Source organism: Virgibacillus necropolis, from assembly GCF_002224365.1.
GTDB lineage: Bacteria > Bacillota > Bacilli > Bacillales > Amphibacillaceae > Virgibacillus_F > Virgibacillus_F necropolis.
Genome location: NZ_CP022437.1, coordinates 1,316,368 through 1,341,377 on the forward strand (window position 1 = coordinate 1,316,368; position 25,010 = coordinate 1,341,377).

Annotated in this window: 24 protein-coding genes and 1 riboswitch; of the genes, 12 read left to right on the plus strand and 12 right to left on the minus strand. The window is 38.5% G+C overall.

Annotation, left to right across the window (positions count from 1 at the left end; translation table 11 throughout):
• Nucleotides 1–8 precede the first annotated feature (8 nt).
• Genes CFK40_RS06030 through CFK40_RS06045 form a run of 4 tightly spaced genes read left to right on the plus strand, consistent with a single transcriptional unit; the run spans nt 9 to nt 3,569 of the window.
• The gene (locus CFK40_RS06030; RefSeq protein ID WP_089531454.1) at nt 9–764 is read left to right on the plus strand and encodes a sugar phosphate isomerase/epimerase family protein; all 756 of its coding nucleotides are present in this window, start codon (nt 9–11) and stop codon (nt 762–764) included.
• A gap of 21 nt (nt 765–785) precedes the next feature.
• Complete coding sequence (locus tag CFK40_RS06035) at nt 786–1,505, plus strand: ThuA domain-containing protein (protein ID WP_089531455.1); 720 nt, start codon at nt 786–788, stop codon at nt 1,503–1,505.
• A 27-nt stretch (nt 1,506–1,532) separates the two neighbouring features.
• On the plus strand, nt 1,533–2,573 hold the full coding sequence (locus CFK40_RS06040) for a Gfo/Idh/MocA family protein (RefSeq protein WP_089531456.1): 1,041 nt from the start codon (nt 1,533–1,535) through the stop codon (nt 2,571–2,573).
• A 27-nt stretch (nt 2,574–2,600) separates the two neighbouring features.
• The gene (locus CFK40_RS06045) at nt 2,601–3,569 is read left to right on the plus strand and encodes a sugar phosphate isomerase/epimerase family protein (protein WP_089531457.1); all 969 of its coding nucleotides are present in this window, start codon (nt 2,601–2,603) and stop codon (nt 3,567–3,569) included.
• Nucleotides 3,570–3,873: 304 nt separating this feature from the next.
• Here the strand turns inward: CFK40_RS06045 and CFK40_RS06050 are convergent, their stop codons facing one another.
• Together CFK40_RS06050 and CFK40_RS06055 are read right to left on the minus strand one after the other, a co-directional pair.
• Nucleotides 3,874–4,413, minus strand: a complete 540-nt coding sequence (locus CFK40_RS06050) for a transcription repressor NadR (protein WP_405196570.1) — start codon at nt 4,411–4,413, stop codon at nt 3,874–3,876.
• 5 nt (nt 4,414–4,418) lie between these two features.
• Nucleotides 4,419–5,555, minus strand: a complete 1,137-nt coding sequence (locus CFK40_RS06055) for an IscS subfamily cysteine desulfurase (RefSeq protein WP_089531459.1) — start codon at nt 5,553–5,555, stop codon at nt 4,419–4,421.
• A 109-nt stretch (nt 5,556–5,664) separates the two neighbouring features.
• On the opposite strand from CFK40_RS06055, the gene nadB reads away from it, so the two are divergent.
• The 3 genes from nadB to nadA are packed head-to-tail and all read left to right on the plus strand — an operon-like array spanning nt 5,665 to nt 9,153.
• A complete protein-coding gene (gene nadB / locus CFK40_RS06060; protein WP_089531460.1) occupies nt 5,665–7,206 on the plus strand; it encodes an L-aspartate oxidase in 1,542 nt (513 codons plus the stop codon).
• Entirely contained in the window at nt 7,203–8,033 is an 831-nt protein-coding gene (nadC, locus tag CFK40_RS06065) for a carboxylating nicotinate-nucleotide diphosphorylase (protein WP_089531461.1), read from the plus strand. Before nadB ends, nadC begins: the two co-directional genes overlap by 4 nt.
• 10 nt (nt 8,034–8,043) lie before the next feature.
• Nucleotides 8,044–9,153, plus strand: a complete 1,110-nt coding sequence (nadA, locus tag CFK40_RS06070; protein WP_089531462.1) for a quinolinate synthase NadA — start codon at nt 8,044–8,046, stop codon at nt 9,151–9,153.
• A gap of 104 nt (nt 9,154–9,257) precedes the next feature.
• Here nadA and CFK40_RS06075 read toward each other — a convergent pair whose 3' ends face one another.
• From CFK40_RS06075 to rfbA, 7 genes are read right to left on the minus strand one after another with little or no spacing between them, the layout of a single operon-like run.
• Nucleotides 9,258–10,988, minus strand: a complete 1,731-nt coding sequence (locus CFK40_RS06075) for a DUF6044 family protein (protein ID WP_089531463.1) — start codon at nt 10,986–10,988, stop codon at nt 9,258–9,260.
• Nucleotides 10,951–12,081 (minus strand): dTDP-4-amino-4,6-dideoxygalactose transaminase, encoded by a 1,131-nt coding sequence (gene rffA / locus CFK40_RS06080; protein WP_089531464.1) that lies wholly within the window; start codon nt 12,079–12,081, stop codon nt 10,951–10,953. The genes CFK40_RS06075 and rffA overlap by 38 nt, the downstream gene beginning before the upstream one ends.
• 10 nt (nt 12,082–12,091) lie before the next feature.
• Nucleotides 12,092–12,457, minus strand: a complete 366-nt coding sequence (locus CFK40_RS06085) for an EamA family transporter (protein WP_089531465.1) — start codon at nt 12,455–12,457, stop codon at nt 12,092–12,094.
• A gap of 2 nt (nt 12,458–12,459) precedes the next feature.
• Nucleotides 12,460–13,146 carry a GNAT family N-acetyltransferase gene (locus CFK40_RS06090; protein ID WP_089531466.1) on the minus strand — a complete coding sequence of 229 codons (687 nt, stop codon included), beginning with the start codon at nt 13,144–13,146 and terminating at the stop codon, nt 12,460–12,462.
• Between the two features lies 1 nt (nt 13,147).
• The gene (locus tag CFK40_RS06095; RefSeq protein ID WP_089531467.1) at nt 13,148–14,110 is read right to left on the minus strand and encodes a glycosyltransferase family 2 protein; all 963 of its coding nucleotides are present in this window, start codon (nt 14,108–14,110) and stop codon (nt 13,148–13,150) included.
• Nucleotides 14,089–15,123 carry a dTDP-glucose 4,6-dehydratase gene (rfbB, locus tag CFK40_RS06100; protein ID WP_089531468.1) on the minus strand — a complete coding sequence of 345 codons (1,035 nt, stop codon included), beginning with the start codon at nt 15,121–15,123 and terminating at the stop codon, nt 14,089–14,091. The genes CFK40_RS06095 and rfbB overlap by 22 nt, the downstream gene beginning before the upstream one ends.
• On the minus strand, nt 15,116–16,048 hold the full coding sequence (gene rfbA / locus CFK40_RS06105) for a glucose-1-phosphate thymidylyltransferase RfbA (protein ID WP_089531469.1): 933 nt from the start codon (nt 16,046–16,048) through the stop codon (nt 15,116–15,118). The genes rfbB and rfbA overlap by 8 nt, the downstream gene beginning before the upstream one ends.
• A 262-nt stretch (nt 16,049–16,310) precedes the next feature.
• Between rfbA and CFK40_RS06110 the strand changes: the two genes are divergently transcribed.
• The 3 genes from CFK40_RS06110 to CFK40_RS06120 all read left to right on the plus strand — a co-directional run bounded on the left by CFK40_RS06110 (nt 16,311) and on the right by CFK40_RS06120 (nt 18,787).
• The gene (locus CFK40_RS06110) at nt 16,311–17,165 is read left to right on the plus strand and encodes a chemotaxis protein (RefSeq protein ID WP_089531470.1); all 855 of its coding nucleotides are present in this window, start codon (nt 16,311–16,313) and stop codon (nt 17,163–17,165) included.
• 69 nt (nt 17,166–17,234) lie between these two features.
• A riboswitch (PreQ1 riboswitch) is annotated at nt 17,235–17,282 on the plus strand.
• A gap of 177 nt (nt 17,283–17,459) precedes the next feature.
• Nucleotides 17,460–17,957 (plus strand): preQ(1) synthase, encoded by a 498-nt coding sequence (queF, locus tag CFK40_RS06115; protein WP_089531471.1) that lies wholly within the window; start codon nt 17,460–17,462, stop codon nt 17,955–17,957.
• 218 nt (nt 17,958–18,175) lie between these two features.
• Entirely contained in the window at nt 18,176–18,787 is a 612-nt protein-coding gene (locus CFK40_RS06120; RefSeq protein WP_089531472.1) for a queuosine precursor transporter, read from the plus strand.
• A gap of 60 nt (nt 18,788–18,847) precedes the next feature.
• Here the strand turns inward: CFK40_RS06120 and CFK40_RS06125 are convergent, their stop codons facing one another.
• Both CFK40_RS06125 and CFK40_RS06130 read right to left on the minus strand, forming a co-directional pair.
• Complete coding sequence (locus CFK40_RS06125) at nt 18,848–20,707, minus strand: FtsX-like permease family protein (protein ID WP_089531473.1); 1,860 nt, start codon at nt 20,705–20,707, stop codon at nt 18,848–18,850.
• Nucleotides 20,708–20,722: 15 nt separating this feature from the next.
• Entirely contained in the window at nt 20,723–21,490 is a 768-nt protein-coding gene (locus CFK40_RS06130; RefSeq protein WP_089531474.1) for an ABC transporter ATP-binding protein, read from the minus strand.
• Between the two features lie 634 nt (nt 21,491–22,124).
• On the opposite strand from CFK40_RS06130, the gene CFK40_RS06135 reads away from it, so the two are divergent.
• Together CFK40_RS06135 and glpK are read left to right on the plus strand one after the other, a co-directional pair.
• Nucleotides 22,125–22,961, plus strand: a complete 837-nt coding sequence (locus CFK40_RS06135) for an MIP/aquaporin family protein (protein WP_089531475.1) — start codon at nt 22,125–22,127, stop codon at nt 22,959–22,961.
• Nucleotides 22,962–22,974: 13 nt separating this feature from the next.
• Nucleotides 22,975–24,468, plus strand: coding sequence for a glycerol kinase GlpK (glpK, locus tag CFK40_RS06140; protein WP_089531476.1), 1,494 nt, complete (start codon nt 22,975–22,977; stop codon nt 24,466–24,468).
• Nucleotides 24,469–24,513: 45 nt separating this feature from the next.
• Here the strand turns inward: glpK and CFK40_RS06145 are convergent, their stop codons facing one another.
• Nucleotides 24,514–24,975, minus strand: a complete 462-nt coding sequence (locus tag CFK40_RS06145) for a hypothetical protein (protein ID WP_089531477.1) — start codon at nt 24,973–24,975, stop codon at nt 24,514–24,516.
• Between the last annotated feature and the right edge of the window lie 35 nt (nt 24,976–25,010).

The window sequence follows — 25,010 nt, forward strand, 5'->3', positions numbered from 1 at the left end:
AATGACATATGGGAAACATTGGATTACAGTTATACTCTGTACGAACAATGGCAGAACAGGGCTTTTTGGGGACTGTTCGCAAGGTTGCTGACATGGGCTATGATGCCGTACAATTTGCTGGTTTTTTTGAAACGCCCGCAGATCAAGTGAAAAATGTATTGGATGAAAAGGGGATTTGTGTGGCAGGTAGCCATACGCCTCTTGATCTATTAAAAGGTGATAAGCTAAAAGAAGCAATTCTTTATAATCAAGAAATTGATAACGACTTAATCATCTGCCCATACTTGCCCGAAGAGAAACGAAATTCAGTTGAAAGCTATAAACGGACTGCCGAGGAGCTAAATAAAATCGGTCAAATATGTAAAGAAAATGGAATGATTTTTGGGTACCACAACCATAATTTTGAGTTCAAAAATTTTGATGGAATCACGGGATTTGATCTACTTTTTGGAAACACAGATCCAGATCTTGTTAAAATCGAATTGGATTGCTTTTGGGCTGTTCATGCTGGGTATGATGCAAAAACTATTATTGAAAAATATGGAGATCGCGTTGTTTCTTTACACATAAAGGATATGACAGAAGTAAGTGGAGAAAAGAAAAGCGTTGAAATTGGAAGTGGCATGCTTGATATGAATGACCTACTATCCGTAGCAAAAAGTCAGCACGTTGACTGGCTTGTTGTGGAACAAGAAGATTTTGATCAGGACCCAATGGCTAGCGCTAAAATTAATCGAGACAATTTAATCGATCTTTTAAACTAAAAAAACACGAGGTGAAGTAGAATGAACGTTACAATATGGAATGAAAACCGTCATGAAAAGAAAAATCCAAAGGTTGAAGAAATTTATCCAACTGGAATCCATGGGGCCATTGCGGATTTTTTACAGGAAGAGGGATTCAATACACAGACTGCGACATTAGATGAAGCAGAGCATGGTCTAACTGAAGAAGTGTTAGATAATACAGATGTTCTTGTTTGGTGGGGGCATTTGGCACACGAGGAAGTTACCGAAGATGTTGCCGAAAAGGTAAAGCAGCGAGTACTCGACGGAATGGGCTTGGTTGTCTTGCACTCGGCTCATTTTTCCAAGGTATTTAAAAAGCTTATGGGCACTGGTTGTGATTTGAAATGGCGCGAGGCGGATGAGAAAGAACGCCTTTGGGTTGTTGATCCAAGTCATCCGATTACAGAAGGTCTTGGTCAATATATCGAGCTAGAGAAAGAAGAAATGTATGGGGAGCATTTTGATATTCCAGCACCCGATCAATTAGTTTTCGTTAGTTGGTTTGAAGGTGGCGAGGTGTTCCGTAGTGGTGCAACGTTCACACGTGGAAGAGGGAAGATATTTTATTTTAGACCAGGTCATGAAACATATCCTACCTATCACAATAAAGAAATTCAACAGGTAATCAAAAATGGTGTGAAATGGGCAAAGAATACGAACACATCTAAACATAAATACGGAAATGCGAAGCCGTTAGAAGAGATTAAAAATAAATAGATTTTGCATGAAAGAAAGGGTCTTACTATGACGAAATTAAAAATGGGAATTATCGGTGCAGGCGGTATCGCGCAGGATCGGCATATACCTGCTTACCTGAAATTGCAGGATGAAGTGGAACTTACTGCTGTACAAGATTTGAATATTGAACGCGCACGGGAGGTAGCGAATAGGTTTAGAATTCCACATGTTTTTCAGGATTACAGAGAACTATTTGAAATGGTCGATGCGGTGACAATTTGTACACCAAATAAATTTCACCCGGAAATTGCGATTCGTGCATTAGAAGCAGGCGTGCATGTCTTGTGTGAAAAACCTATGGCAATCACGACAAAAGAGGGAGAGGAAATGATTGCTGCTTCTAAGAAAACAAATACACGTTTATCGATTGCCTATCATTATCGCCATACGAAGGAAGCGCGTGTTGCTAAGCAAGCAATTTTGAATAATGAAATTGGCGATCCGTTGGTTACGCGTGTGCAGGCAATGAGACGTCGGAAGGTTCCGGGCTGGGGTGTTTTCACAAATAAGGATTTGCAGGGCGGAGGAAGTTTAATAGATTGGGGATGCCATTTCCTTGATCTGGCCATTTGGTTATTAGGAGATCCAAAGCCTATAGAGGTAATAGGAACGACGTACAATCGACTAAGTAGAACGCCAAACCAGTTGAATGAATGGGGCGTTTTTGACCATGAAACATTCGATGTGGATGACCATGTGACGGGGTATATTACCTTTGAGAATGGTGTTTCCTTAATGCTTGAGTGTTCATGGGCAGCGAATATCAAAGATGATAGTACAAGTCTTAGCATTTCTGGTGTAGACGGTGGATTGAATGTATATCCATTTGAACTCTATCAGGCTAAGTATGGAACCTTTTTCAGTGGCGAGGCAAAATTTGCGGAGGTAGAAGATAACGCTGGACTATTACAAGCTGAGAATTTTGTTACTAGTTGTTTAGGAAAAGCAGATTTAATCGTGAAGCCAGAGCAGGCCTTACAAGTAACAAGAATAATGGAAGCAATTTATAAGAGTAGTGAAACAGGAAAAAGCATTCGGTTAGGGTGAAAATATTTTAAGGCGAAGGTGATACATATGAAATTAGGTGTATTTTGCGTGTTATTTTCAGAGAAGTCCTTTGAAGAAATGCTAGACCATGTGAAGGATTCTGGCTTGCAGACAGTTGAAATCGGAACAGGCGGACATCCTGGAAATGCACATTGTAATGTAGATGAATTATTGAATAGCGCGGAAAAGCGTGTGGACTATTTGGATAAGGTTCACACGCGAGGGTTAACAATTAGTGCCTTTAGTTGTCATGGAAATCCAATTTCTCCAGATAAACAGGTTGCGGATGAATCACATGAAGTTTTTGTGAAAACAGTGAAATTGGCTGAATTAATGGATGTACCAGTTGTTAATACATTTTCTGGAACACCTGGTGACCACGAGGAAGCAAAATATCCAAATTGGCCTGTGACCCCATGGCCTAGTGAGTATTCGGATATTTTGAAGTGGCAATGGGAAGAAAAACTGATTCCATATTGGAAAGAACAAGGGGAGTTTGCGCAGGCTCACGGCGTTAAGATTGGATTAGAGCTTCACGCGGGGTTCTTGGTTCACACACCATATACCATGCTGAAATTGAGAGAAGCAACATGTGATGCAATTGGCGCAAACCTTGATCCGAGCCACTTATGGTGGCAAGGTATTGATCCAGTAGCTGCAATTAAAATTCTGGGTAAGGAAAATGCGATCCATCATTTCCATGCAAAAGATACATATATTGATCAGGAGAACGTGAACATGTATGGCCTGACGGATATGCAGCCATATGGTAATGTCCAAACACGCGCATGGAGTTTCCGTTCAGTTGGTTATGGTCACGGAGTTCAGGAGTGGTCTACTATTATTAGTGCCTTGCGAACGTATGGTTACGATTATGTTGTCAGTATCGAGCATGAAGATCCAATAATGTCTGTTGACGAGGGTTTCAGTAAAGCAGTTGCAAACTTAAAAAGTATTAATATAGCAGAAAAGCCCGCGGATATGTGGTGGGCATAAATGAAGAGCCCGAGCAGAGATGCTTGGGTTTTTATGGGCTTTTTTATAAGAAAAAGTTCTTCATCAAGCCAATGAAGGTTGAAAGAACACGGAAACGCAGAGGAAAAGTCCTTCATCAAGCCAATGAAGGTCAAAGGAACACGGAAACGCAGAGAAAAAGTCCTTCATCATACCAAAGAAGGACATTAAACTGGTGAATTTGATGTTGCTGGTAAAGCTATCTGTTATTTGTTAGTTGATTTGATATTTTATCTACGGTTAGTGACTACTTATGTTCACTAGATGCGTGCTCTTTTTAGTTCATTTATAACAGGATTCCAGCTGCTTGCAAGTCTTTACAGGCGGCGTCTATTTTTTCTTTTGAATCGGCCTCAAGGGTGTGCATGTGAACGCCTTCTGTCAAGATTGAGAGATAGGAAGCTTTAGAGTCGTGAATTCGATTAATAAATTGCTCTACTTCATGTCGGTTACTAACCATGAGTGAAGCAGTCAAATCACCGTACACAGGATGCTCAACAGTGACATCTTTCACGGTAACTCCGTGATCCACAATAATTGTAAGTTCTTCTTTTGTTTGATCAGAACTGTGTTTACAAGCTACGACTAGTTTATGTGCCGCTTCAAGTGTCGGTTTTTTAATATACATATAGCCTTGACTTGTCGCGATAACCGGTTCATTCTTCGCTTTTAAAATCGATACATCCTGCACGATCACCTGTCTGCTTACGTTCGTTTTTTTCGCGAACTCACTACCAGTAATCGGACGTTGTTCTTCTTTTAAACTTTTTAAAATTAACTCTTGCCTCATTGCAGATGTATACTTTTCCCCTTTACGCATGTGCACTCCTCCTAACTAAGATAGAATTTTTCGATGATTTTTTTAAAGGTTTCAGCCGTTTTATCAATATCTTGAGCTGTTGTATGTTTTCCAAATGATAAACGAATAAACTGTTTTGCCTCGGTATCGGATCGTCCTAATGCTTTCATTGTTCGGGAAGGCTTTTGATTTCCAACTTGGCATGCGCTGCCTGTAGAAATGGCAATACCGTAACGATTACATTCCAACATAACATATTGCCCCTCAATGCCATCGATACGTAGTCCGAGAATATGGGGTGAAAAGTTAGCTGGATGGCCTTCGATATAGATGTCAACTGACAATTGGTTCAGTTTATCAATCATTGTATTACGTAGCCCATTGATTCGTTTGTGTTCCTTTATTCTATCATCACATGCAGCTTTTGCGGAAGTAACAAAGGCCGCAATTCCAGGAACGTTAACTGTTCCTGGCCGAAACCCCTTTTCGTGCGTTGTGTTTGGCAATTGTGCTTTCCATTTCACTTGAGGATTGATGTAAACAGCACCAACGCCATTTGGTCCATATAATTTATGGCTCGAAACTGATAGGCTATCAATTTTAGTAGTACTCAAGTTGAGTGGTGTTTTTCCAAACGTCTGAACTGCATCACAATGAAATAAAACATGATGCTGGTGGAGTAGGTTCCCGATGGATTCTACCGGTTGAAGCGTCCCAATCTCTCCGTTGCTGTGCTGGATTGATGCCAGAATAGTGGTGTGACGAATGGCACTTTTAACATCGTCCAGGCGAACCTGCCCATGCTCATCTAATGGTAAATAGGTAACATCAAACCCTACCTTTTCCATTTGCTTAAAAAAATTATAGACAGAAGAATGCTCGGAGACAGTTGTGATAAGGTGGTTCCCCTTTTCTTTGTTTGCATCTATCAGTGAAGTCAGTGCTAGAATATTAGATTCAGATCCACCACTCGTGAAAAAAATCCCCTCTGAAGAGCATCCTAATAGTTCTGCAAGTTCTTCTCTACACGTTTTTAGTAACTGCGAAGCTCGCGTACCGATATCATGATGGCTACTTGGATTTCCATAAAAAGATTTAGAAACCTGATTAAAAATAGCTAAAGATTCTTCAGACATTGGGGTTGTAGCAGCATAATCTAAATAAATCATCCAAACACTCCTCAGTAAAAAATAAAAAACTCTTGTCATAAGTGTAATCTTGTGTAAATATAGGTGTCAAGACATTATAATATACATATAGCGAATGAGGCGATAAATCATGGCTTTTGATGACGTTATTATTATTGGTAGCGGTATTGCTGCGTTAATAGCAGCCGAAAAATTAGCGATGGATAAAAATGTGATTATTTTCACAAAAGCTTCTAAAACAGCTAGTAATTCTTTCCATGCACAGGGCGGAATTGCGGCGGCCGTTCATCCTGATGATCACTGGGAAGATCATTTTCAAGACACGGTTGCAGCCGGATGTCAGCATAGTGATTTAGAAAACCTCCAAATGCTCATTGAAAATAGTTCGGGTCATCTATTTGATTTAGCTCAAAAGGGTTTAAAATTTGATCTGAACGCTGATGGCGAATGGGATTTAGGTAGAGAAGGTGGTCATTTAAAAAGAAGAATTCTACATGCTGGTGGGGATGCAACCGGAAAAGCACTGATAGCATTTATGTTTCAGCAAATAAAGAATAAGGTTACGATCATTGAAGATACAATGGTAGTCGATTTGATTGTCCATGATCAGCGATGCGCGGGAGTTATCACAAAGAATACTTCTGGGGAAATAGTTGATCACTTTGCAGGTGCAACTATTCTTGCTACTGGTGGTTGTGGGGATCTATATTCTTATACATCAAACGATTCAACCGTGACCGGGGATGGAATTGCGATGGCATATCGTGCAGGTGCTCAGTTAACAGATATGGAATTTGTCCAGTTTCATCCAACCTTACTTTTTGATGGCGAAAACACGCTTGGACTGGTTTCAGAAGCAGTAAGGGGAGAAGGTGCCTTTTTAGTGAATGGTGATGGGCGGCTAATTATGGAAGGCGTCCATAGTCTGAAGGATTTAGCGCCAAGAGATATAGTAGCTCGGGCAATTTTTACTGAACTTGGTGCAGGAAAAAGCATTTATTTAAATATAGCTAATGTGAAAAATTTTTCTTACCGGTTTCCAAGTATCTTTAAGTTGTGTATGGAGAATGGGATTGATTTGAATGGAAACCTTTTACCTGTAATTCCTGGTGCCCATTTTATGATGGGTGGGGTCAAGGCAACCCATACTGGGCAAACATCGGTTGTTGATTTGTACGCCGTTGGTGAGGTTGCATGTACTGGTGTTCATGGGGCAAACCGAGTCGCAAGTAATTCTTTGTTAGAAGGTATTGTATTTGGAAACATGACTGCAGACGCCATATTATCCAAAAAGTATAAAGCGTTTGGGCAAAATCCCTATTCCGTGAAAAACAGATCAAAAGATATGTTTCTTCCAACCAAAGAAACGATAAAAAGGAAAATGATGCGTCATGTTGGTATCGTGCGAAATGAAGAGGGATTAGAAAGAATGCTGGGTTGGCTTGAGCAATTTTATTATTCACATTGTGACTTGGGCGGTTTATCAGTAGAAAGAATCGAGATTATAAATATGCTAACGACTGCTGAACTTATTGCAACCGCTGCATTGGAGCGAATGGAAAGTAGAGGAGCTCATTATCGGTCAGACTATCCCACTACAAATGGGGTAGAAGTAAGGCAGGAAGTGATGCACCAGAAAGAAATAAAGTTGAGTGAGGAGGTTGGAAGATGAACCGATTAAAATTACACGCACTTCTCCAATCATTTTTAGTAGAAGATATTGGAGACCGTGATCTCACAAGTAGTGCAATTTTTCCACCGAGTGAGCTTGGTAAAGGAACTTTTATTGCAAAAGCAGATGGGATTATTTCTGGATTGCAAATTATTCAAGAAGCGTATCAATTACTGGATAGTCGTATTAAGGTTGACTATTTTTACAAAGATGGGGATCAGGTAAACGTAGGTGATACAATCGCTGAAGTACATGGTTCAATCGTCTCAATACTTGGTGGAGAAAGAGTGATTTTAAACCTTGTCCAGCGAATGAGTGGAATTGCAAGCACGACAAGGCAATCTGTGAGAACGCTTAATGACGCTGCGATTAACATTTGTGATACGCGGAAAACAACACCAGGCTTACGTATGCTTGAAAAATATGCAGTCGTGACAGGCGGGGGTAAAAACCATCGCTTTGGACTTTATGATGGTGTAATGATTAAGGATAATCATATCGCATTTTGTGGATCTATAACGAAGGCGGTAAGCGCAGTTCGTGAAAATAGTGGCCATATGGTAAAGATTGAAGTCGAAACGGAATCGAAGGAAGAGGTTCTGGAGGCAGTCAGGGCTGGCGCAGATGTAATTATGTTCGACAATCGAAAACCAAGTGAAGTACGGGAATTTGCAGTCCTTGTTCCAAAGTATATCATGACAGAGGCATCGGGCGGGATAACACTTACAAATATAGCTGAATATGCGGACACTGGAGTTGATTTTATATCACTAGGTTTTCTCACCCATTCCGTAACATCATTAGATATTAGTTTGCTAGTTCGATAGGAGGAAAAACATGAGTTTATTAGATATGATTCAGAATAACAGCGGGCAGATGCTCCCAGATCATTATAAGTCATTATCGGTTGAGGAGATGGAGGCACGAGTCTTTGAGATAAAGGAAAAACTAGGGAGTAAGGTTTTTATCCCTGGTCACCATTATCAAAAGGATGAAGTCATTCAATTCGCTGATGTTACTGGTGATTCTTTGCAATTAGCACAAGTATCAGCCAAAAATTCTAAGGCGGAATATATCGTGTTTTGTGGTGTTCATTTTATGGCAGAAACAGCGGATATCTTAACGGAGGATAAACAAAAGGTGATCTTGCCGGATATGCGTGCAGGCTGCTCGATGGCTGATATGGCAAACATTAATCAAACGGAACGTGGCTGGACTGAAATGCAGCAGGTTTTTGGTGATACGATTATTCCATTAACCTATGTGAATTCTACTGCAGCTATCAAAAGCTTTGTAGGGAAAAATAGCGGGGCGACGGTGACATCTTCAAATGCGAAGAAAATGCTAGAATGGGCATTTACACAAAAAGAACGCATTTTATTTTTACCAGATCAACATTTAGGACGAAATACTGCTTATGATCTTGGAATTCCATTGGATCAAATGGCCGTGTGGGATCCAATTTTGGAGAGGTTTGAGTATGAAGGTGATTTAAGCGAGGTGCGTGTAATCTTGTGGAAAGGACATTGCTCGGTTCATGAGAATTTTACGGTTGGTAATATTGAGGATCTTCGGGCAAAGGATCCAAATACCGCAATTATTGTGCACCCTGAATGTAGCCGTGAAGTGGTTGCGTTATCTGATTATGCAGGTTCTACAAAGTATATTATTGATAAGATTAGCCATGCTGAGGCAGGAACGAAATGGGCTGTTGGGACGGAAATGAATCTCGTAAATCGTCTGACGAAGCAGCATGCCGATAAGGAAGTTTTTTCATTGAATCCGCAAATGTGCCCGTGTCTAACAATGAACCGAATTGATCTGCCACACCTGCTATGGACGTTGGAATCGATTGAAAACGATGAAATCATGAATCAGATTAAAGTTGACTCGGAAATTGCTACTTGGGCAAAAGTAGCACTCGAACGAATGTTGGATAGAGCGTAGTTTATGCATCAGGAATACTATTCATGTGTCTTCCAAAGATCACCTGAGATGTAAAAAAACAGACTAACGCCTAGCCACTAAGGCTGGGCGATTAGTCTATGAGTTTATCGCAGTTTGACGGGCAGTAAAACCCCCACTGAATGAAGTTTCACTTTATATAGATAAATTTTCCATGGTGATGAAGCTGATTCAAAGCTCTTTTCAAATGTAAGACCAATTTCCTTGTGGTTTTTAATTGGTAGTGCAGAGAAAATATAATCTCCACCTAAATTTTCAAGTGCTTTTGTATTGATATCTAAATGATCAATTACTCTTTCACTATTTTTTGAGAACAGATAGTGTTTCCCTATTTCACTAACAAACATATAGGCTCTGCTTCCCCACGTGTCATAGTAATTTTCTAATTTTTTATTTTCTTCAAGCTCTGGTGCGATTATCTTTCTGAACTTTTTCTTATAAGAGAGTGGGTAGCTGGTGTTATACGTATCAAGGGTGTAAAACCCGTTATATTGTGCAATTGTTGGGTGCATGGCGACACTTACAACACGGTAATCAGATTGATCTTTTCCAATATACTCCTCTATTTCTTGAAATAATTCAGTGGAATAAAACTCTTTAAACGTTGGTGTACCGATTTCTTCATATTTATTTTCTTCATTCAACTGAAATAGTAATGTACATTGCAGCACAATTAACAGTGCTGCCAGCCACTTTCCAAATTTTACATATTTGTACAAAATTGCTAAAGCAAGCGCAAAACATAGATACCAGAATAAAGGGTGTAAAAAGTGTATTCTGCTAAAGTTAAACGTGTTTGCCACCATAAAGTTGTCTTTTACTACACGCATGCCTTCCCAATACCAAAAAGCATAGATGAGTGAAAGAAGCCCATTAACAAATAAATAGCCTACCAACCATTTCGGTTTTAATTTATAATAAGCGGCTACAAGTAATGCTAATCCAACAACTGGAAAGATAATCCATTGATGAAAATCCATATCATGTGTATGGCCTTCCATAAAGTTATCCAAGAACAATTGAAAGGTTCCTTGCAAATCTTTGTGGCCTAAATTGAGTTCGTCGCGGTGTGATGTGAATCCGCTATTTATAAACATGGAATAAATTACTAAGTAATTTTTAATCAAATAAAGCAGGCTCATCAAAGATATTGCCAGGAAAAACGGAAGATTAATATGTTTTGTTCGAATCCAATCAACCAGCCAAAGGATTCCGATTAAACTTAAGAAAAAAACAAATGTCAAGATAAAGCTTGAAAAGAATGGGAACAAAAATAAGATTACCCAATACGGCTTTGGTGCCCCGGTCCCATGCTTTCGAATCGTTAAAAATATATGTAGTGCCAAAGGTAAACCAGCGATTGACAACGCACCAGATGGCCAAAAAGGAAGCATGGAAAAGGCTAAAGCAACACCGACACTTATCCAGGATGATTTAACCTGTGGAATGATTGTTGTTTTTAATAACAGATACATCCCGAAAAAAGCTACAAATCGCATGATTGTTTGGTTGATAACATAGGCTGTGAAGGGCCCAAATAATACATAAAGCCATACCATTGCATCAAATCCTGAAGGAAGTGAACTTCTGGGGAGACCGTTGATTACATTCGGAAACTCCGTGTATGGCATCGAAAATATATTTCCGCTTTCAGCAAGTATCTTATACCAAACAATATTCGAGTCCAGGTTATCGTGGACCCGTATATGTGTGTTTTCTCCCAGTAAATAATACGGCATCAGATAACCAATAATGATTAAGCATGCAATCAGTATGAATTTATATTTTGAAAAATTTGTAAAGATGGTTGACCACATGATTGATATCCTCTTCTTCCATTCCATAATATAGCGGTAGTCGCACAATTCTTTCACTGTCTTTTGTTGTAAACTGATCTTCACCGATAAATTTACCATACATTTCACCTGCATGTGAAGAATGCAATGGTACATAGTGTGATACAGCCATGACGCTCTGGTCTTTTAGATAGTCAATTAGTTGTTGACGTACTTTTTCATTTTCTGTTTTTACATAAAACATATGGCCATTATGAACACACTCATCAGGTACGTACGGAAGTGAAATTTTGCCTGTTTTCATTAACGGTTTTAAAGTCTCGTAATAATGATTCCATGAATCGATACGATCTTCATTTATTTTATCAGCGAACTGGAATTGGGCATAAAGATAAGCTGCATTTATATCACTTAGTAAATAGGATGAGCCGATATCACGCCATGTATATTTATCAACCATTCCTTTTAAAAATTGAGAGCGGTTTGTTCCTTTCTCTTGTATTATTTCGGCACGATTCACTGCGCTTTCATGATTAATCAGAAGGGCACCGCCTTCACCACAAGTGTAGTTCTTTGTTTCATGGAAACTAATCGTCCCGAAATGGCCGATTGTCCCGAGTGGTTTACCTTTATACGTACTTAACAGAGCCTGTGCTGCATCTTCAATAACCCATAAATCATGTCGATCAGCGATTTTCATAATTTCATCCATGTCACAAGCGATGCCTGCATAGTGAACAACGACAATTGCCTTTGTGTGTTCTGTTATTGCATGTTCGATTGCTATTGGATCAATGTTCATTGTATCTGCTTGAACATCAACAAAACGAATGGCTGCCCCCTTGAGAGCATAAGCATTGGCTGTCGAAACAAAGGTGTAAGAAGGCATAATGATTTCATCACCTTCTGTAGCGTCGATTAATAGTGCCGTCATTTCCAAAGCGGCTGTGCATGATGGTGTAAGTAAAGCTTTCTCACACTTCAAACGATCTTCCAGCCATTTTGTACACTTTTTCCCAAAAGGGCCATTACCCGAAAGTTTAGGCTCTTGGATTGCCTCTTGCATATATTCCTTCTCTTTTCCTGTCACACATGGTTTATTAAATGGAATCATAGTTATCACCTCATGTCGATTGACTTGTAACAATAATGCCTAACACAATTAACGAGAGTCCAATCACCTTTTGACTTGTGACAGGTTCACCAAACAAAAATACGGAGAGGAGAAACACAAGTACGAATGATAGACTCATAAATGGATAGGCAAAACTGATATTGAACTTTGTCATTGCCGCCATCCAAAAGAGGGACGCGACGAATGCGGATAGAAACCCAGAGAGGATCAATGGATCAAGTAGCAGGCGAAATATAAATGCCATTTTATCCATCCATTCTTCTGGCAAACTCCCGTACTTATCAATCTTCCATTTCAATATCAATTGCCCATAAACGGTAAATATAATTGTCGCAAAAATATATGCAAAGCCCATAATTATACGCCAATTTGGGATGTATGATTCATTTTGTGGTAAACATCAACGGTATTTTTCAATTTGAAACCGAGCGCATAAAATAAATTTAATGATGCCACGTTGGCAGCAGAAATTGAAGTTTTCAAATGGGCGTGACCAAATTTAAGCTGTTCAAAACACCCTTGACTCACAAATGTTTTTGCAAGGCCCTTACTGCGAAATTCCTTTTTCATCCCCATTAGTAGTACTTTATCCTGTTCAAATGCATAAAACCCCGCTGTACGCCCTTCATACAGTAGGGAAAATACGTTGTTTGCATCCATCAGATCATGGAGCCAGTTGACATAGCGTTTGTCTGCTTGTGAAGAAGGGATATTGAAATCACGGTGAAAGCGGCCATGGATGAAAGCTTCTTCAGCAACTTGGATTAATTCCTGTCGATCGTATTCTGTTGAAATCGATGCACCTCCACGCACGAATAAGTGCAAGTCTTCTTTTTTACAAACAGGTTCGATTAATGTATCCATGTAGTAAAACCCATACTTCATTAACATTTCAGGGTTATCTAATGGGTTCACTTTGAGGGTAAAATGACCATCTTTATCGACTGTTTCCTTCAGAGCATCTTCGGTAGAAGCGGTTAATTCGTAAGTGTTTATGTTGAAATTTCGTTTATCCCAAGGAGTTTCTTTTAAATATTCGCTCATGTTATTCACTCCGATCATCATAATCATGAAAAGCTTCTGTTTTTTCTTGAATCAGATAAATTGGTCTTGCTTTTGTTTCGTTGAATACTTTTCCTATATACAATCCAAGGATACCAAAGTTAAAAAAGATTAATCCTCCGATGAAGTAGATGGATACCATAACGCTGGTCCATCCTGGTACAGGTTGAAATAAGAAAAAATACCGGAACATTAAATATAGTCCATAAATAAACGAGACTAATGAGATTAAAAATCCAAACTGGATAGATAATCTTAGCGGTTTATTAGATTGTGAAATAATAGCATCCGTTCCGAGTGTAACCAGTTTCTTTATGTTATAGGATGATTTTCCTTCTTGTCTTTGGCAATGTTCTACCTGAACATTTGCCGTGTTATACCCCATCCACTTTATAAATAAGGGAAAGAAGCGGTTTTGTTCGTTCATTTTTCGAAAGCTCTCAATTACTTTTTTAGAACAGATACTGAAATTGGCAACGGTGTGATCGGATGTTCGGTCAGCCAAATAATCATAAAATTTATAAAAAAGTTTGGATGAAGTTCGTTTAAGCCATGTATCTTGCCGGACTGTTCGATTGCCAAAAACGACATCATAACCTTCCTGCGCTTTTACGTATAATTTTGTTATTTCTTCTGGTTTATCTTGTAAATCACAGTCCATAACAACAATCCAATCACCAATCGTATGGTCAAGGCCAGCGGTGATCGCATGGTGTTGACCAAAGTTACGCGAGAGGTTGATTCCTTTGATTCTATGATCCTTAGAACTTACTTGTTTAATCGTTTCCCAAGCATTGTCTGGACTAGCATCGTTTACTAAGATGATTTCAAATTGGGCTGGAATTTTTTCAATGGTGGTTTTTACCCGGTTACATAGCTCTACTAGACATGTTTCGCAACCGTAAACAGGGATGACTACTGATACTAATGGGTGATTTGTTCCCATTGCTTTACATACCATTCTACTGTTTTTTTAAGTCCTGATTCTAAGGTCATTGATGGTTTCCAGCCCAATGTTTGACGTAGTTTTGTATCATCAACTGCATAGCGTCTATCATGTCCTAAGCGATCTTCGGTGAATGTAATCAAATCGTTAAACGATTTGATTTGCGCTTTATTTCCAATTTCCGGCACGAGATGATCCAGAATTTCACATATTTCCCTTGCAAGTTCACTGTTTGTTTTTTCATTACCGCCACCAATAGTATAAGTTTCTAGGGCCTTTCCCTGGTGATAGATTTTATCCAATGCACTACAATGATCTTCTACATACAGCCAATCTCTTATATTTTTCCCATCCCCATAGATTGGGATTGACTCAGCCTTTAAAGCATTTGAGATAATGGTTGGAATCAGCTTTTCTGAATGTTGTCGTGGTCCATAGTTATTGGAACTGCTAGATATAACAACATTCATCCCATGCGTATATCCAAAGCTTTTTACAAGCATGTTTGCACTTGCCTTGGATGCACTATACGGATTGCGCGGATTGTAAGGTGTTTCTTCAGAGAATTTACCTTTCTTACCTAATGATCCATAAACTTCATCCGTTGATATTTGGTGGAATCGTCGTTCTGCGAGTAATCCATCTTTCTCCCAAACACTCTTAGCTGCTTGAAGGAGGGTGAAGGTACCGAGAACATTGGATTCCACAAAAGCTTTTGCGTCTTCAATTGATCGATCAACATGTGATTCTGCAGCAAAGTGAATGACTCCAGAAATGTTGAAATCGGAAAATATATCTTTCATCAGATTCTCATCTAGTATGTCTCCATGTATGAATTGATAGTTATCAAGATTTTCTACTTCAGATAAATTCCGCTTTGAGCCTGCATAAGTAAGTTTATCAATAGTGATTACCTGACTAGTTGGATACTTTTTCATAAAGTACGTAATAAAATTTGATCCGATAAATCCTGCTCCACCTGTAACTAAAAGGCTCGGTTTTTGATTATTCATTTTCAACCAGTCCTAACACGGGATTGCGATCAATCGAGTCCCAGTATTGTTGGGTATGTTTTCGATTGGCAATTTCCATCAGATATTGCCCGTAATCATTCTTTTCCATGGATTTTCCTTTTTCATAGAGTGATTCCCTTGTCATATACCCCATGTAAAAGGCGATTTCTTCTAGACATGCGAGTTTAAACCCCTGTCGTTGTTGAATGTTTCTTACAAATTCAGAAGCCTCGTATAAGGATTCATGTGTTCCTGCATCCATCCAGGCAAACCCTCTACCAAGGAGCTGAACATTTAATTGATCTCTTTTTAAATATTCCTTGTTTACATCCGTTATTTCTAATTCACCTCGTTCAGAAAAATTGAGTTTCTTTGCTATTTTTATAGACTTGTTATCATAAATATATAGGCCTGTAACGGCAAAATCTGATTTGGGTTCTATAGGTTTTTCTTCCAATGAAACTACTTTTTGATGTTGGTCGAATTCTACTACACCAAATCTTTTCGGGTCCTTCACGCGATAGCCAAATATCGTCGCATCGTTATGGTTCTGGATAGCGTTTCGTAAAATGTTCGTAAATCCTTGACCGTAAAAAATATTATCGCCGAGAATTAGTGTGACATCATCTTTACCAATAAATTTTTCTCCGATGATTAATGCTTCTGGAATTCCATTTGGATTTACCTGTTCACGGTACGTAAGAGAAATGCCAAACGATGAACCATCACCTAGTAAATCTTCAAATCTCTGCTTGTCAGATTCTGTGCTGATTATCATAATTTCTTTGATTCCAGCCAACATCAATACAGACAACGGGTAATAAATCATCGGTTTATCGTAGACAGCTAGTAGATGTTTATTGATACTGTTTGTACTTGGCGCGAGCCTTGACCCGCTTCCCCCAGCAAGTATAATCCCCTTCATCCTATCGCCTCCATTGTGATAACGTTTCCATTGCTTATAAGAAAGAACCTTTTCTAATATACTATTGCCTCATTTCTAAAAAACTATCTTACAATTCCATTGCATTTTTATTTCATACTTATTACCATGTTTTGGTAACTGATAAGATTGGTTCATCCGTATATACGTAGAAAACACTGAAGAATAGGTCAAATTCATCTTAACGAATTATCCATAAAAAGGTACTATTAGTAATAGATAGATCAATCTTGGAGGTGGGAGCGTGACACAAAAAATTGCGGTTGCTTTCTTGCATGGGGCAGGAACACCTGATAAAGATTTCGCAGCTGAAATGATACGGAAAATTAAAGAAGGATTCTCGAAAAAATTAGGGATTGAAAATGCGAATCAGGAAATTGTTTTTGAAGCGGTGTTTTGGTCATCCGTTTTTGAGAAGGAAGAAAGGGAACTATTAAAACGTTTGCAAAAAAATGCTGATTTAGACTACCTGTTGTTACGTCGCTTTGTTGTGGAATTTTTGGCAGATGCTGTGGCATACCAACCAACAAAGCAGGGGAGCCAAAATTATGATCGGGTAAATGCCTTTTTAGCAGAATCTATTCGTAGATTGAAACAAAAGGCTGGGCAATATGCACCATTATGTATCGTTAGCCATAGTCTAGGCTCAGTGGTCGCAAGTAATTATTTCTATGACCTGCAATTTAAACAGGAAAATATTGGACCAAAGACAATGACTATTAAATCTGACACACCAATCGAAAAAGCCCAGACATTAGCGCTATTTTATACAATCGGTAGCCCACTCGCATTATGGTCGATGCGATACCCGGATTTTGGTATCCCTATTCACGTTCCCTCTCCTGGTTTAGATAAAATTCACGCTCATGTGCAGGGTGAATGGATAAACTTTTATGATAAGGATGATGTGCTAGCATTTCCATTAAAAGGATTAAACGATTATTATCAAGCTGCTGTAACGAAGGATGTCAAGGTGAATGCCGGGGGATGGATGACAAGCTGGACGCCCCTTTCACATAATAAATACAATACGGATGTTGAAGTTATAAATCCAATTGTTGAAGGATTAGTTCGGACATGGAAAGAAGTGAATGAGTAAAAGTTGACATCGTTTCTTTTCGTTTATATAATAAGTCGAGTGTAATGGAGATTATTATTTTCGTTAATTACGGGAGAGGTTCTTAGCTTTTAACCCTCTATAAAAAACTAAGGACAGATGATGTTATTTCAAAACCATGTGCCTTAGCTTAGGCCGTGGTTTTTTTCACGTAAGGAAAGTATATAAGTTATAAGGAAACGCCGGTATAAGAAAAACTTCGCCATTCGCTATTAAGGAGGAGGCGAATGGCGAGTTTTCTAAAATGCTTAAAAGAATAGACGAGGAGGTATTCAGATGGAAGGTAGACGAGACGCAGACTTAACAGATTTGACGCTTCTAGGTAGTCAAGGAACCACCTATCAATTTGACTATACACCAGAGGTTTTGGAAGCATTTGAAAATAAACACCAAAAAAGAGATTATTTTGTAAAACTTAATTGCCCTGAATTTACAACCTTATGTCCAAAAACAGGTCAGCCGGATTTTGGTGCGGTTTATATCAGTTACATACCTGATATAAAGATGGTAGAAAGCAAGTCTTTAAAGCTTTATTTGTTTAGTTTCCGAAATCATGGTGACTTTCATGAAGACAGTATGAACATTATCATGAATGATTTAATAGATTTGATGGATCCACGTTATATCGAAGTGTGGGGGAAATTCACACCGCGGGGAGGAATTTCCATTGACCCTTACTGTAATTATGGAAAGCCAGGGACTAAATTTGAACAGATGGCAGAACACCGTATGATGAATCATGATCTCTATCCTGAGAAGATAGATAATCGTTAATTACTACTATTTCTTATGAGCAAGTAAAGGATAGGTTTTGGCGTTTATCTGTCTAGCTCCAGCGCCTAGCCCGCCTGAGGTTTTAAGTCAAATCTCTTAGTGATAAAAACTATCACTAAGAGATTCGTCTTAAACTTGCCTGAGGCTGACCCAAGGCGCTTGCGCTTTTCTTATGAGGGTTGCTTTGATCCTTCCTAACACAAAAGGAAGAGGATTTGATGTTTGTTTATTTAAACGCATTATTTGTTGGACTTTTACTTATTTCCAATATTTTAGGAGTTAAATTATTTAATATCGGAGAATTTATATTACCAGCAGCTGTAATTGTCTATGTGGCAACTTATTTAATTACTGATGTAATTGGGGAAGTATATGGAAAAGATGCAGCAAGAAAAACGGTTCAGGCAGGGTTCGTAACACAAGTTATTGCGTTACTATTTATTTATATTGCCATTCAACTACCTGCTGCGCCTGTGTTCGAATCGCAATCTGAGTTTGAAACAATTTTGGGCGGTAGTTTTAGAGTGATAGTGGCCAGTCTTATTTCGTACATTGCTAGTCAAAACCTAGATGTTACTATTTTCCATCGGTTGAAGGCGAAACATGGTGACAAGAAACTTTGGCTAAGGAACAATCTATCAACGATGACAAGTCAGTTAGTTGATACTACTCTATTTATCACAATTGCATTTTGGGGGATTGTTCCTACAAATGTTTTGTTAGGCATGATTGCCACGCAATATGTTTTTAAACTTTGTATTGCCATAGTCGATACTCCTTTTGCTTATTTGTTGGTCAAAATGGCTAAGAGGAATGAAAAAGTTATGTAAGTAAATTTTTCTAAATAATAAAGTACAACGTCATATTAACATAACGTTGTACTTTTTAATCTATACTTCTTTCGGCAAGACAATCCGCTTGTACATTTGAACGGTTAACCAATAATAGATGCCATAAATTAAGAGGAATATACTTATTGGAAACCAAATCTTGGTATACGGTTCAACCAGAATGAAAGAGAACATTTGCATACCGACTAATACATGAATCAACCCGAGTAATGCTGGGAATAAGAATACAAGGAATAATTCCTTATAAATAGATCTAACTAAAAGCGATTTACGCACACCAATTTTTCGTAACATACTGTAACGGTGTGTGTCAGCTGTTGCGCTTGATAAAAGCTTAAACATAAGCACACTTGCCATCATCATTAAAAAGGCTACACCTAGGAAAAATCCCATGAATATAGTTCCACTTGCCACGTTTTTTAAAACCAAATAATTGGCAAGTTTACTGTCAAATTGCTGCATTTCCATCTCATTTGTTATTCCTGCTACCTGCTGTTGACGCTTTTCTATTTTTTTGATTAGTGGGATTGCATCTGTAAAATCTTCCACTCGTACATTCAATACTTTTTGTTCATTCATTGCTGCTTTTTGATAGTTTTCTTGATTTAAAATAAAAATGTCACGCTCGCCGAACATCTGATGATTAGCTCGTAGTTCGGTTAATAAGGCAGTGACCCATGGCTCAGGAATTGATTCTATTCCTTTAGCTTCTCCAAGAACATATTTTTCTCCTGGAATTGGGGTTGAAACCCGTTTTGCCTCAGGTAATTCCATTGACTTTGGATCAAATTGTTTAACTAGTGGAGGATGGTCCAGTAAATCCTTTTTTAAAAAATATACCCCTTCCTCATCCACTTTGTAATGATACGTGTTTTTTTCAACCGTATCCATTTTATTTACTAATTTCATATCTTTTTCCGTTGGTTGGTGTATCGCCACATCATTTGCCTGGAACATCGAAGCTTGCAATTCCACATTATTGTAGAATGATAATCCGGCAGCCATTGCGCCAAGCCCAAGTGCTATAAGCATCGTAACAGTACCTAGGACCTTTGTTAATGCACTAATTCGAAACCGTAATTGCGCAAATGTAAAGGAGTTAATTCCCTTTTCATTTATTCGACGAATTCCTTTTAGTTTCTTCATTAGAAAAGGCAGAAGTGAAATGAACATCAAATACGTACCGATTGTAATCGTAATCGCTGCTAAAATCACCCCAAATTGCATGAGCTTGTCTATATTAATCATGGCATAGTAACCTACCCCAATAAGTACGATAGCAAAAATCACCCCAATAATGGTCCAGCTGCCTTTAGCTTTTACCCCGTCGTGTTTTTGTTCAGCACGAAGGAGATCTAAAACTGACTTTCTAGCTATCTTCACTGCATTTACGATCGATGTCAGGAGGAATAATGCTACATAAAAAGTTACCGTTGTCACAATAGATGATAGATAAAAAGCTTGAAATCCTTCTCCTGAAAAGTCTAATTGGTTCATGATTAATGTTGCAATACCCTGGGCTAGACCAACCCCAATAACTAATCCAATAATCAATGAAATGATTCCGATAAAAAAGGTTTCAAAGAACATGAGTTGTGTCACTTTATGCTTTTTGGCACCAAGTGTCATGTACATGCCCATTTCTTTTTGTCGCATCGAAAGCATAAAAGATGTAGCATAAAATATATAAAATAGTGTAATGGCAGCTAAAATAAAACTTCCTACGTGAAAAATAAACATAATGGAAGCGATCATTGAGTTTGCTTCCAGGAACGCCTCGTTCTGTGCAAGTGTCTCAAACATATAAAATATCGAAATGGAAATCGTTAGTCCAAACAGCAGGACTAAATAATCTTTAAACATTTTTCGCATACTAGCAAATGATAATTTTAGTAACATATCATAACCTCCTTTCTACTCCATTTCGTGTGGCGACGCAAATTCAGCGAGCACATGAAGAATCTCCTGATGAAATTCATTTCTACTTCCAGCACGTCTAATTTCTTTATATAACGATCCGTCTTGAATAAATAAAATACGCTCACAATAACTTGCACTAAGTGGGTCATGGGTAACTAACATAATGGACACATCATGGTTTGTATTTAAATGAACCATTGCTTTCATTAAGTCTTTAGCATTTTTCGAATCAAGCGCCCCAGTAGGTTCATCCGCTAAAATAATGGCAGGCTCGTGCACCAATGCTCGTGCTGCAGCTGCTCGTTGCTTTTGCCCACCAGAAACGGTGACAGGATATTTATCCAAGATAGCCTGGATGCCCAGTTTTTCCGCTACTTTTAAAACGCTTGGCTTAATTTTTTTCGAAGAGACACCTTGCAGTGACAATGGAAGTGCAATATTTTCATAGATGGTTAGGTTCTCTAATAAATTGAAGTCTTGAAAAATAAAACCTAATTGCTCAGATCGAAAATCAGCTAATTGTCCTTGTTTCATTGTTGTGATATCAGTTCCAGCGATTTCTATTGTGCCACCTGTTGGTTTATCCAAGGTGGAAATAACATTTAATAAGGTTGTTTTACCAGCACCAGACGGCCCCATAATTCCTACGAACTCTCCTGCCTGTATATCAAATGAAACACCATCTAATGCCTGGAACTGGTTTTCATTTTTTTTACCAAAAGTTTTACGAACGTTTTTAACGTTTACAACTGCCTTACTCATTTTATTACCTCCTGTAAATTAATCTATTGCTAGTTTATCTATCTTGAAGGGATTATCCTATGTGTTTTCCTTACGAGAAGCTTACAGATTTGTAAGGTATAATCGCTAATGTTACTGACTAAACAGAGCCATGTGTATAAGAGGATGTTCAAAAAGTCACCAAATGATAAACGGCGAATTTTTTCGTTGGCTTGTTTTTCCGGTTCTCATGTAGGAATAGCCTACATTCCGATCCTCAAACCTACGCCGCCTCGAACTTGACGCACAGGACGTTGCGTTCTTTGTCGACCTTGTTTCTAATTTGCCGACTTTTTGAACACGCACTATAAACATATTTTAACAATTATAAAAAAATTGATTGACAGCGTTTCCAATTTGCGTTAAATTTAATGTACAAGTTAATTTTCGTGGCCTGAGATTTGGAGACCCACACTACAAACGGTACTTTCCTATGTAAAGTACACTATTTGAGTGTGGGTCTTTTTATTTGCAGTTAAGAAAGTATAGATCCTTTCTTACTGCATAAGTGCAACTAAGGCTTTCGTCATTAAGGCTTGGCGATAAGCCAAGTTTTCTAATGAGATTTACTTGTAGTAAACAGATGGGAAACATATACTTGAAAAGGAGTGCTAGTATGTCAGAATCAGAGTTTTTAGCTGAATTGATTGGTACAATGATACTTATCATTTTTGGTGCAGGTGTTGTTGGTGGTGTAGTGTTAAAGAAGTCGAAAGCGGAGGATTCTGGTTGGATAGTTATTACGATAGGATGGGGTCTTGCTGTCACAATGGGCGTTTATGCAGTTGGTAGTTTTACAGGTGCGCATATTAATCCTGCTGTAACGTTGGGCTTTGCTGCAGCTGGTGAGTTCCCTTGGTCCAAAGTACCGATGTACATTAGCGCACAAATCATTGGTGCCATTATAGGTGCGGCTATTGTTTTCTTGAATTATTTACCACATTGGAAGGAAACAAAAGATCAAGCAGCAAAGCTAGGCGTGTTTGCTACAGATCCTGCTATCAGTAGTCCTTTTTCAAACTTAGTTAGTGAAATTATCGGTACATTTGTTCTTGTAATGGGCCTAATGTTTATAGGTGCGAATGAATTCACGGAAGGTTTAAACCCATTAATTGTGGGTGCATTAATCATCGCAATTGGTATGTCTCTAGGTGGAACGACGGGTTATGCAATTAATCCAGCACGTGACCTTGGTCCAAGGATCGCACATGCGATTCTTCCAATCCCAGGTAAGGGTGGGTCTAATTGGAAATATGCATGGATTCCTGTTGTTGGACCAGTTCTTGGTGGTATTTATGGCGCTTTGTTTTATAAAGCAATATTTACTGCTGATTATTCTGTTTCATTTTGGGTGCTAAGTGTAGTAATGGCTGTAATAGTAGTTGGTGCAACTAGTTCTGAGCTTAAAAAGAAGGAAACGGTTGCTGATCAATTTGAAGAAAAAATAAGTTAAGGGAGAGGTTACAATGCGTAATCAATTTATTTTATCATTAGATCAAGGTACAACAAGTTCACGTGCGATTCTTTTTAACCATGATGGGGAAATCGTAGAAACTGCGCAAAGGGAATTTGAGCAATTCTTTCCAAAGCCTGGTTGGGTTGAACATGATGCAAACGAAATTTGGACATCTGTTCTTGCATGCATAGCAGAAGTTCTGCGTAAAGCTGATGTAGAACCAAGCCAAATTGCTGGGATTGGTATTACCAATCAGCGTGAAACAACAGTTGTATGGGATAAACATACTGGAAAACCAATATACAAAGCGATTGTATGGCAATCACGCCAAACCGAAGCTATTTGTAAGGAACTTCGGGAAGAGAATTATAATGATTTATTTAGAGAAAAAACAGGTTTGTTACTAGATCCATATTTCTCAGGTACAAAAGTAAAATGGATACTTGATAACGTAGAAGGTGCTAGAGAAAAAGCCGATAATGGAGATTTATTATTTGGAACGATGGATACGTGGCTTGTTTATAAGCTAACTGGTGGAAAAAAACATATTACAGAGTACTCGAATGCATCTAGAACGCTAATGTTTAATATATACGATTTAAAATGGGATGATGAATTGCTCGAGATCTTAACGGTTCCAAAAAGTATGTTGCCAGAGGTACGTCAATCTTCTGAAGTATACGGTGAAACGGTAGATTATCATTTCTTTGGCCATGAGGTTCCGATTGCGGGTATTGCTGGTGATCAGCAAGCAGCACTGTTTGGTCAAGCGTGTTTTGAGAAAGGTATGGCAAAAAATACGTATGGTACAGGTGGCTTTATGTTAATGAACACAGGCGCAAAAGGTGTAGCATCTGATAATGGGTTGTTGACCACATTAGCCTGGGGTGTTGATGGTAAAGTAGAGTATGCGCTGGAAGGTAGTATTTTTGTATCCGGATCAGCAATTCAATGGCTTCGTGACGGGTTGAAACTTATTAATAATACGCCAGAAAGTGAAGAGTATGCGTTAAAGGTGAAATCGACAGATGGTGTATATGTCGTACCTGCTTTTGTTGGACTCGGTACACCACATTGGGATAGTGAAGCACGTGGTGCAGTGTTTGGGCTTACACGTGGAACAACGAAGGAACACTTTATTCGCGCAACGTTAGAATCGCTTGCTTATCAAACGAAAGATGTGCTGGATGCTATGATTGCTGATTCAGGTATTGATTTAAAAACATTGCGAGTTGATGGGGGAGCAGTTAAGAATAACTTTCTTATGCAATTCCAGAGCGATATTCTAGGTGTGCCAGTTGAACGTCCAGTTGTGCAAGAAACTACGGCACTCGGTGCAGCATACTTGGCAGGACTTGCTGTTGGGTACTGGGAAAGTAAAGAAGAAATCGCTACACAATGGAAAAATGAACGTACGTTTACGAATGAATTAGATGAAGAAAAAAGTAATGAACTTTATGAAGGATGGAAGAAAGCTGTTGAAGCAACTAAAGTTTTTAAGTAAACCATATAGAACAAAAACTGGGCTAATTTGGCCCAGTTTTTGTTGTTAATACTCTTTGTTAAATCCTTCTTCATCTAAAAACTGTGTGGCTTGTTTATAGGAATGAAAAGAGCCATCAAGATTTTGCCCTGCGTATACATTCCACAAGCCGTCTTCATAAACTAGTAATAAAGTCTGTTCGTTCGCATTTACCCAGTGTTCCTCATCTGGAATTTCTTCAGCGTTTGCTTCTGGTGAAAGGGAATGAATAGCTTGTTGGATCACGTCAATCAGTTCACTTTCTGTGTAATTACGGATATTGGTCATCCCTTTATTATCTGTTTCATAATCGCCTACGTTTTTTGTATATACAAAACCGTTGCCATTTGGATGTAAGTGTTGAACGACGATTTTTTTGTCCAAAGCGCTCTTTTCATAATGAAAATTTACGCGTCCCATTGATATATCTTTTCGTTCTAGTTCGGGAAAATTGTTAATGATGGATAATTTTTCTTCAAAAGTTAGCATGATTCCTCCGTTTAACATTGATTTGACTTAAAGTT

Bases quoted from the DNA above. Each gene is read 5' to 3' on its own strand.
- rfbB (WP_089531468.1), bottom strand. From the start codon at position 15,123: ATGAATAATCAAAAACCGAGCCTTTTAGTTACAGGTGGAGCAGGATTT.
- CFK40_RS06145 (WP_089531477.1), bottom strand. From the start codon at position 24,975: ATGCTAACTTTTGAAGAAAAATTATCCATCATTAACAATTTTCCCGAA.
- CFK40_RS06120 (WP_089531472.1), top strand. From the start codon at position 18,176: ATGTTTGTTTATTTAAACGCATTATTTGTTGGACTTTTACTTATTTCC.
- rffA (WP_089531464.1), bottom strand. From the start codon at position 12,081: ATGATTCCATTTAATAAACCATGTGTGACAGGAAAAGAGAAGGAATAT.
- CFK40_RS06090 (WP_089531466.1), bottom strand. From the start codon at position 13,146: ATGAGCGAATATTTAAAAGAAACTCCTTGGGATAAACGAAATTTCAAC.
- glpK (WP_089531476.1), top strand. From the start codon at position 22,975: ATGCGTAATCAATTTATTTTATCATTAGATCAAGGTACAACAAGTTCA.
- rfbA (WP_089531469.1), bottom strand. From the start codon at position 16,048: ATGAAGGGGATTATACTTGCTGGGGGAAGCGGGTCAAGGCTCGCGCCA.
- CFK40_RS06125 (WP_089531473.1), bottom strand. From the start codon at position 20,707: ATGTTACTAAAATTATCATTTGCTAGTATGCGAAAAATGTTTAAAGAT.
- nadB (WP_089531460.1), top strand. From the start codon at position 5,665: ATGGCTTTTGATGACGTTATTATTATTGGTAGCGGTATTGCTGCGTTA.
- CFK40_RS06095 (WP_089531467.1), bottom strand. From the start codon at position 14,110: ATGGGAACAAATCACCCATTAGTATCAGTAGTCATCCCTGTTTACGGT.
- CFK40_RS06135 (WP_089531475.1), top strand. From the start codon at position 22,125: ATGTCAGAATCAGAGTTTTTAGCTGAATTGATTGGTACAATGATACTT.
- CFK40_RS06030 (WP_089531454.1), top strand. From the start codon at position 9: ATGGGAAACATTGGATTACAGTTATACTCTGTACGAACAATGGCAGAA.
- CFK40_RS06055 (WP_089531459.1), bottom strand. From the start codon at position 5,555: ATGATTTATTTAGATTATGCTGCTACAACCCCAATGTCTGAAGAATCT.
- queF (WP_089531471.1), top strand. From the start codon at position 17,460: ATGGAAGGTAGACGAGACGCAGACTTAACAGATTTGACGCTTCTAGGT.
- nadA (WP_089531462.1), top strand. From the start codon at position 8,044: ATGAGTTTATTAGATATGATTCAGAATAACAGCGGGCAGATGCTCCCA.
- CFK40_RS06035 (WP_089531455.1), top strand. From the start codon at position 786: ATGAACGTTACAATATGGAATGAAAACCGTCATGAAAAGAAAAATCCA.
- nadC (WP_089531461.1), top strand. From the start codon at position 7,203: ATGAACCGATTAAAATTACACGCACTTCTCCAATCATTTTTAGTAGAA.
- CFK40_RS06045 (WP_089531457.1), top strand. From the start codon at position 2,601: ATGAAATTAGGTGTATTTTGCGTGTTATTTTCAGAGAAGTCCTTTGAA.
- CFK40_RS06040 (WP_089531456.1), top strand. From the start codon at position 1,533: ATGACGAAATTAAAAATGGGAATTATCGGTGCAGGCGGTATCGCGCAG.
- CFK40_RS06075 (WP_089531463.1), bottom strand. From the start codon at position 10,988: ATGTGGTCAACCATCTTTACAAATTTTTCAAAATATAAATTCATACTG.
- CFK40_RS06085 (WP_089531465.1), bottom strand. From the start codon at position 12,457: ATGGGCTTTGCATATATTTTTGCGACAATTATATTTACCGTTTATGGG.
- CFK40_RS06130 (WP_089531474.1), bottom strand. From the start codon at position 21,490: ATGAGTAAGGCAGTTGTAAACGTTAAAAACGTTCGTAAAACTTTTGGT.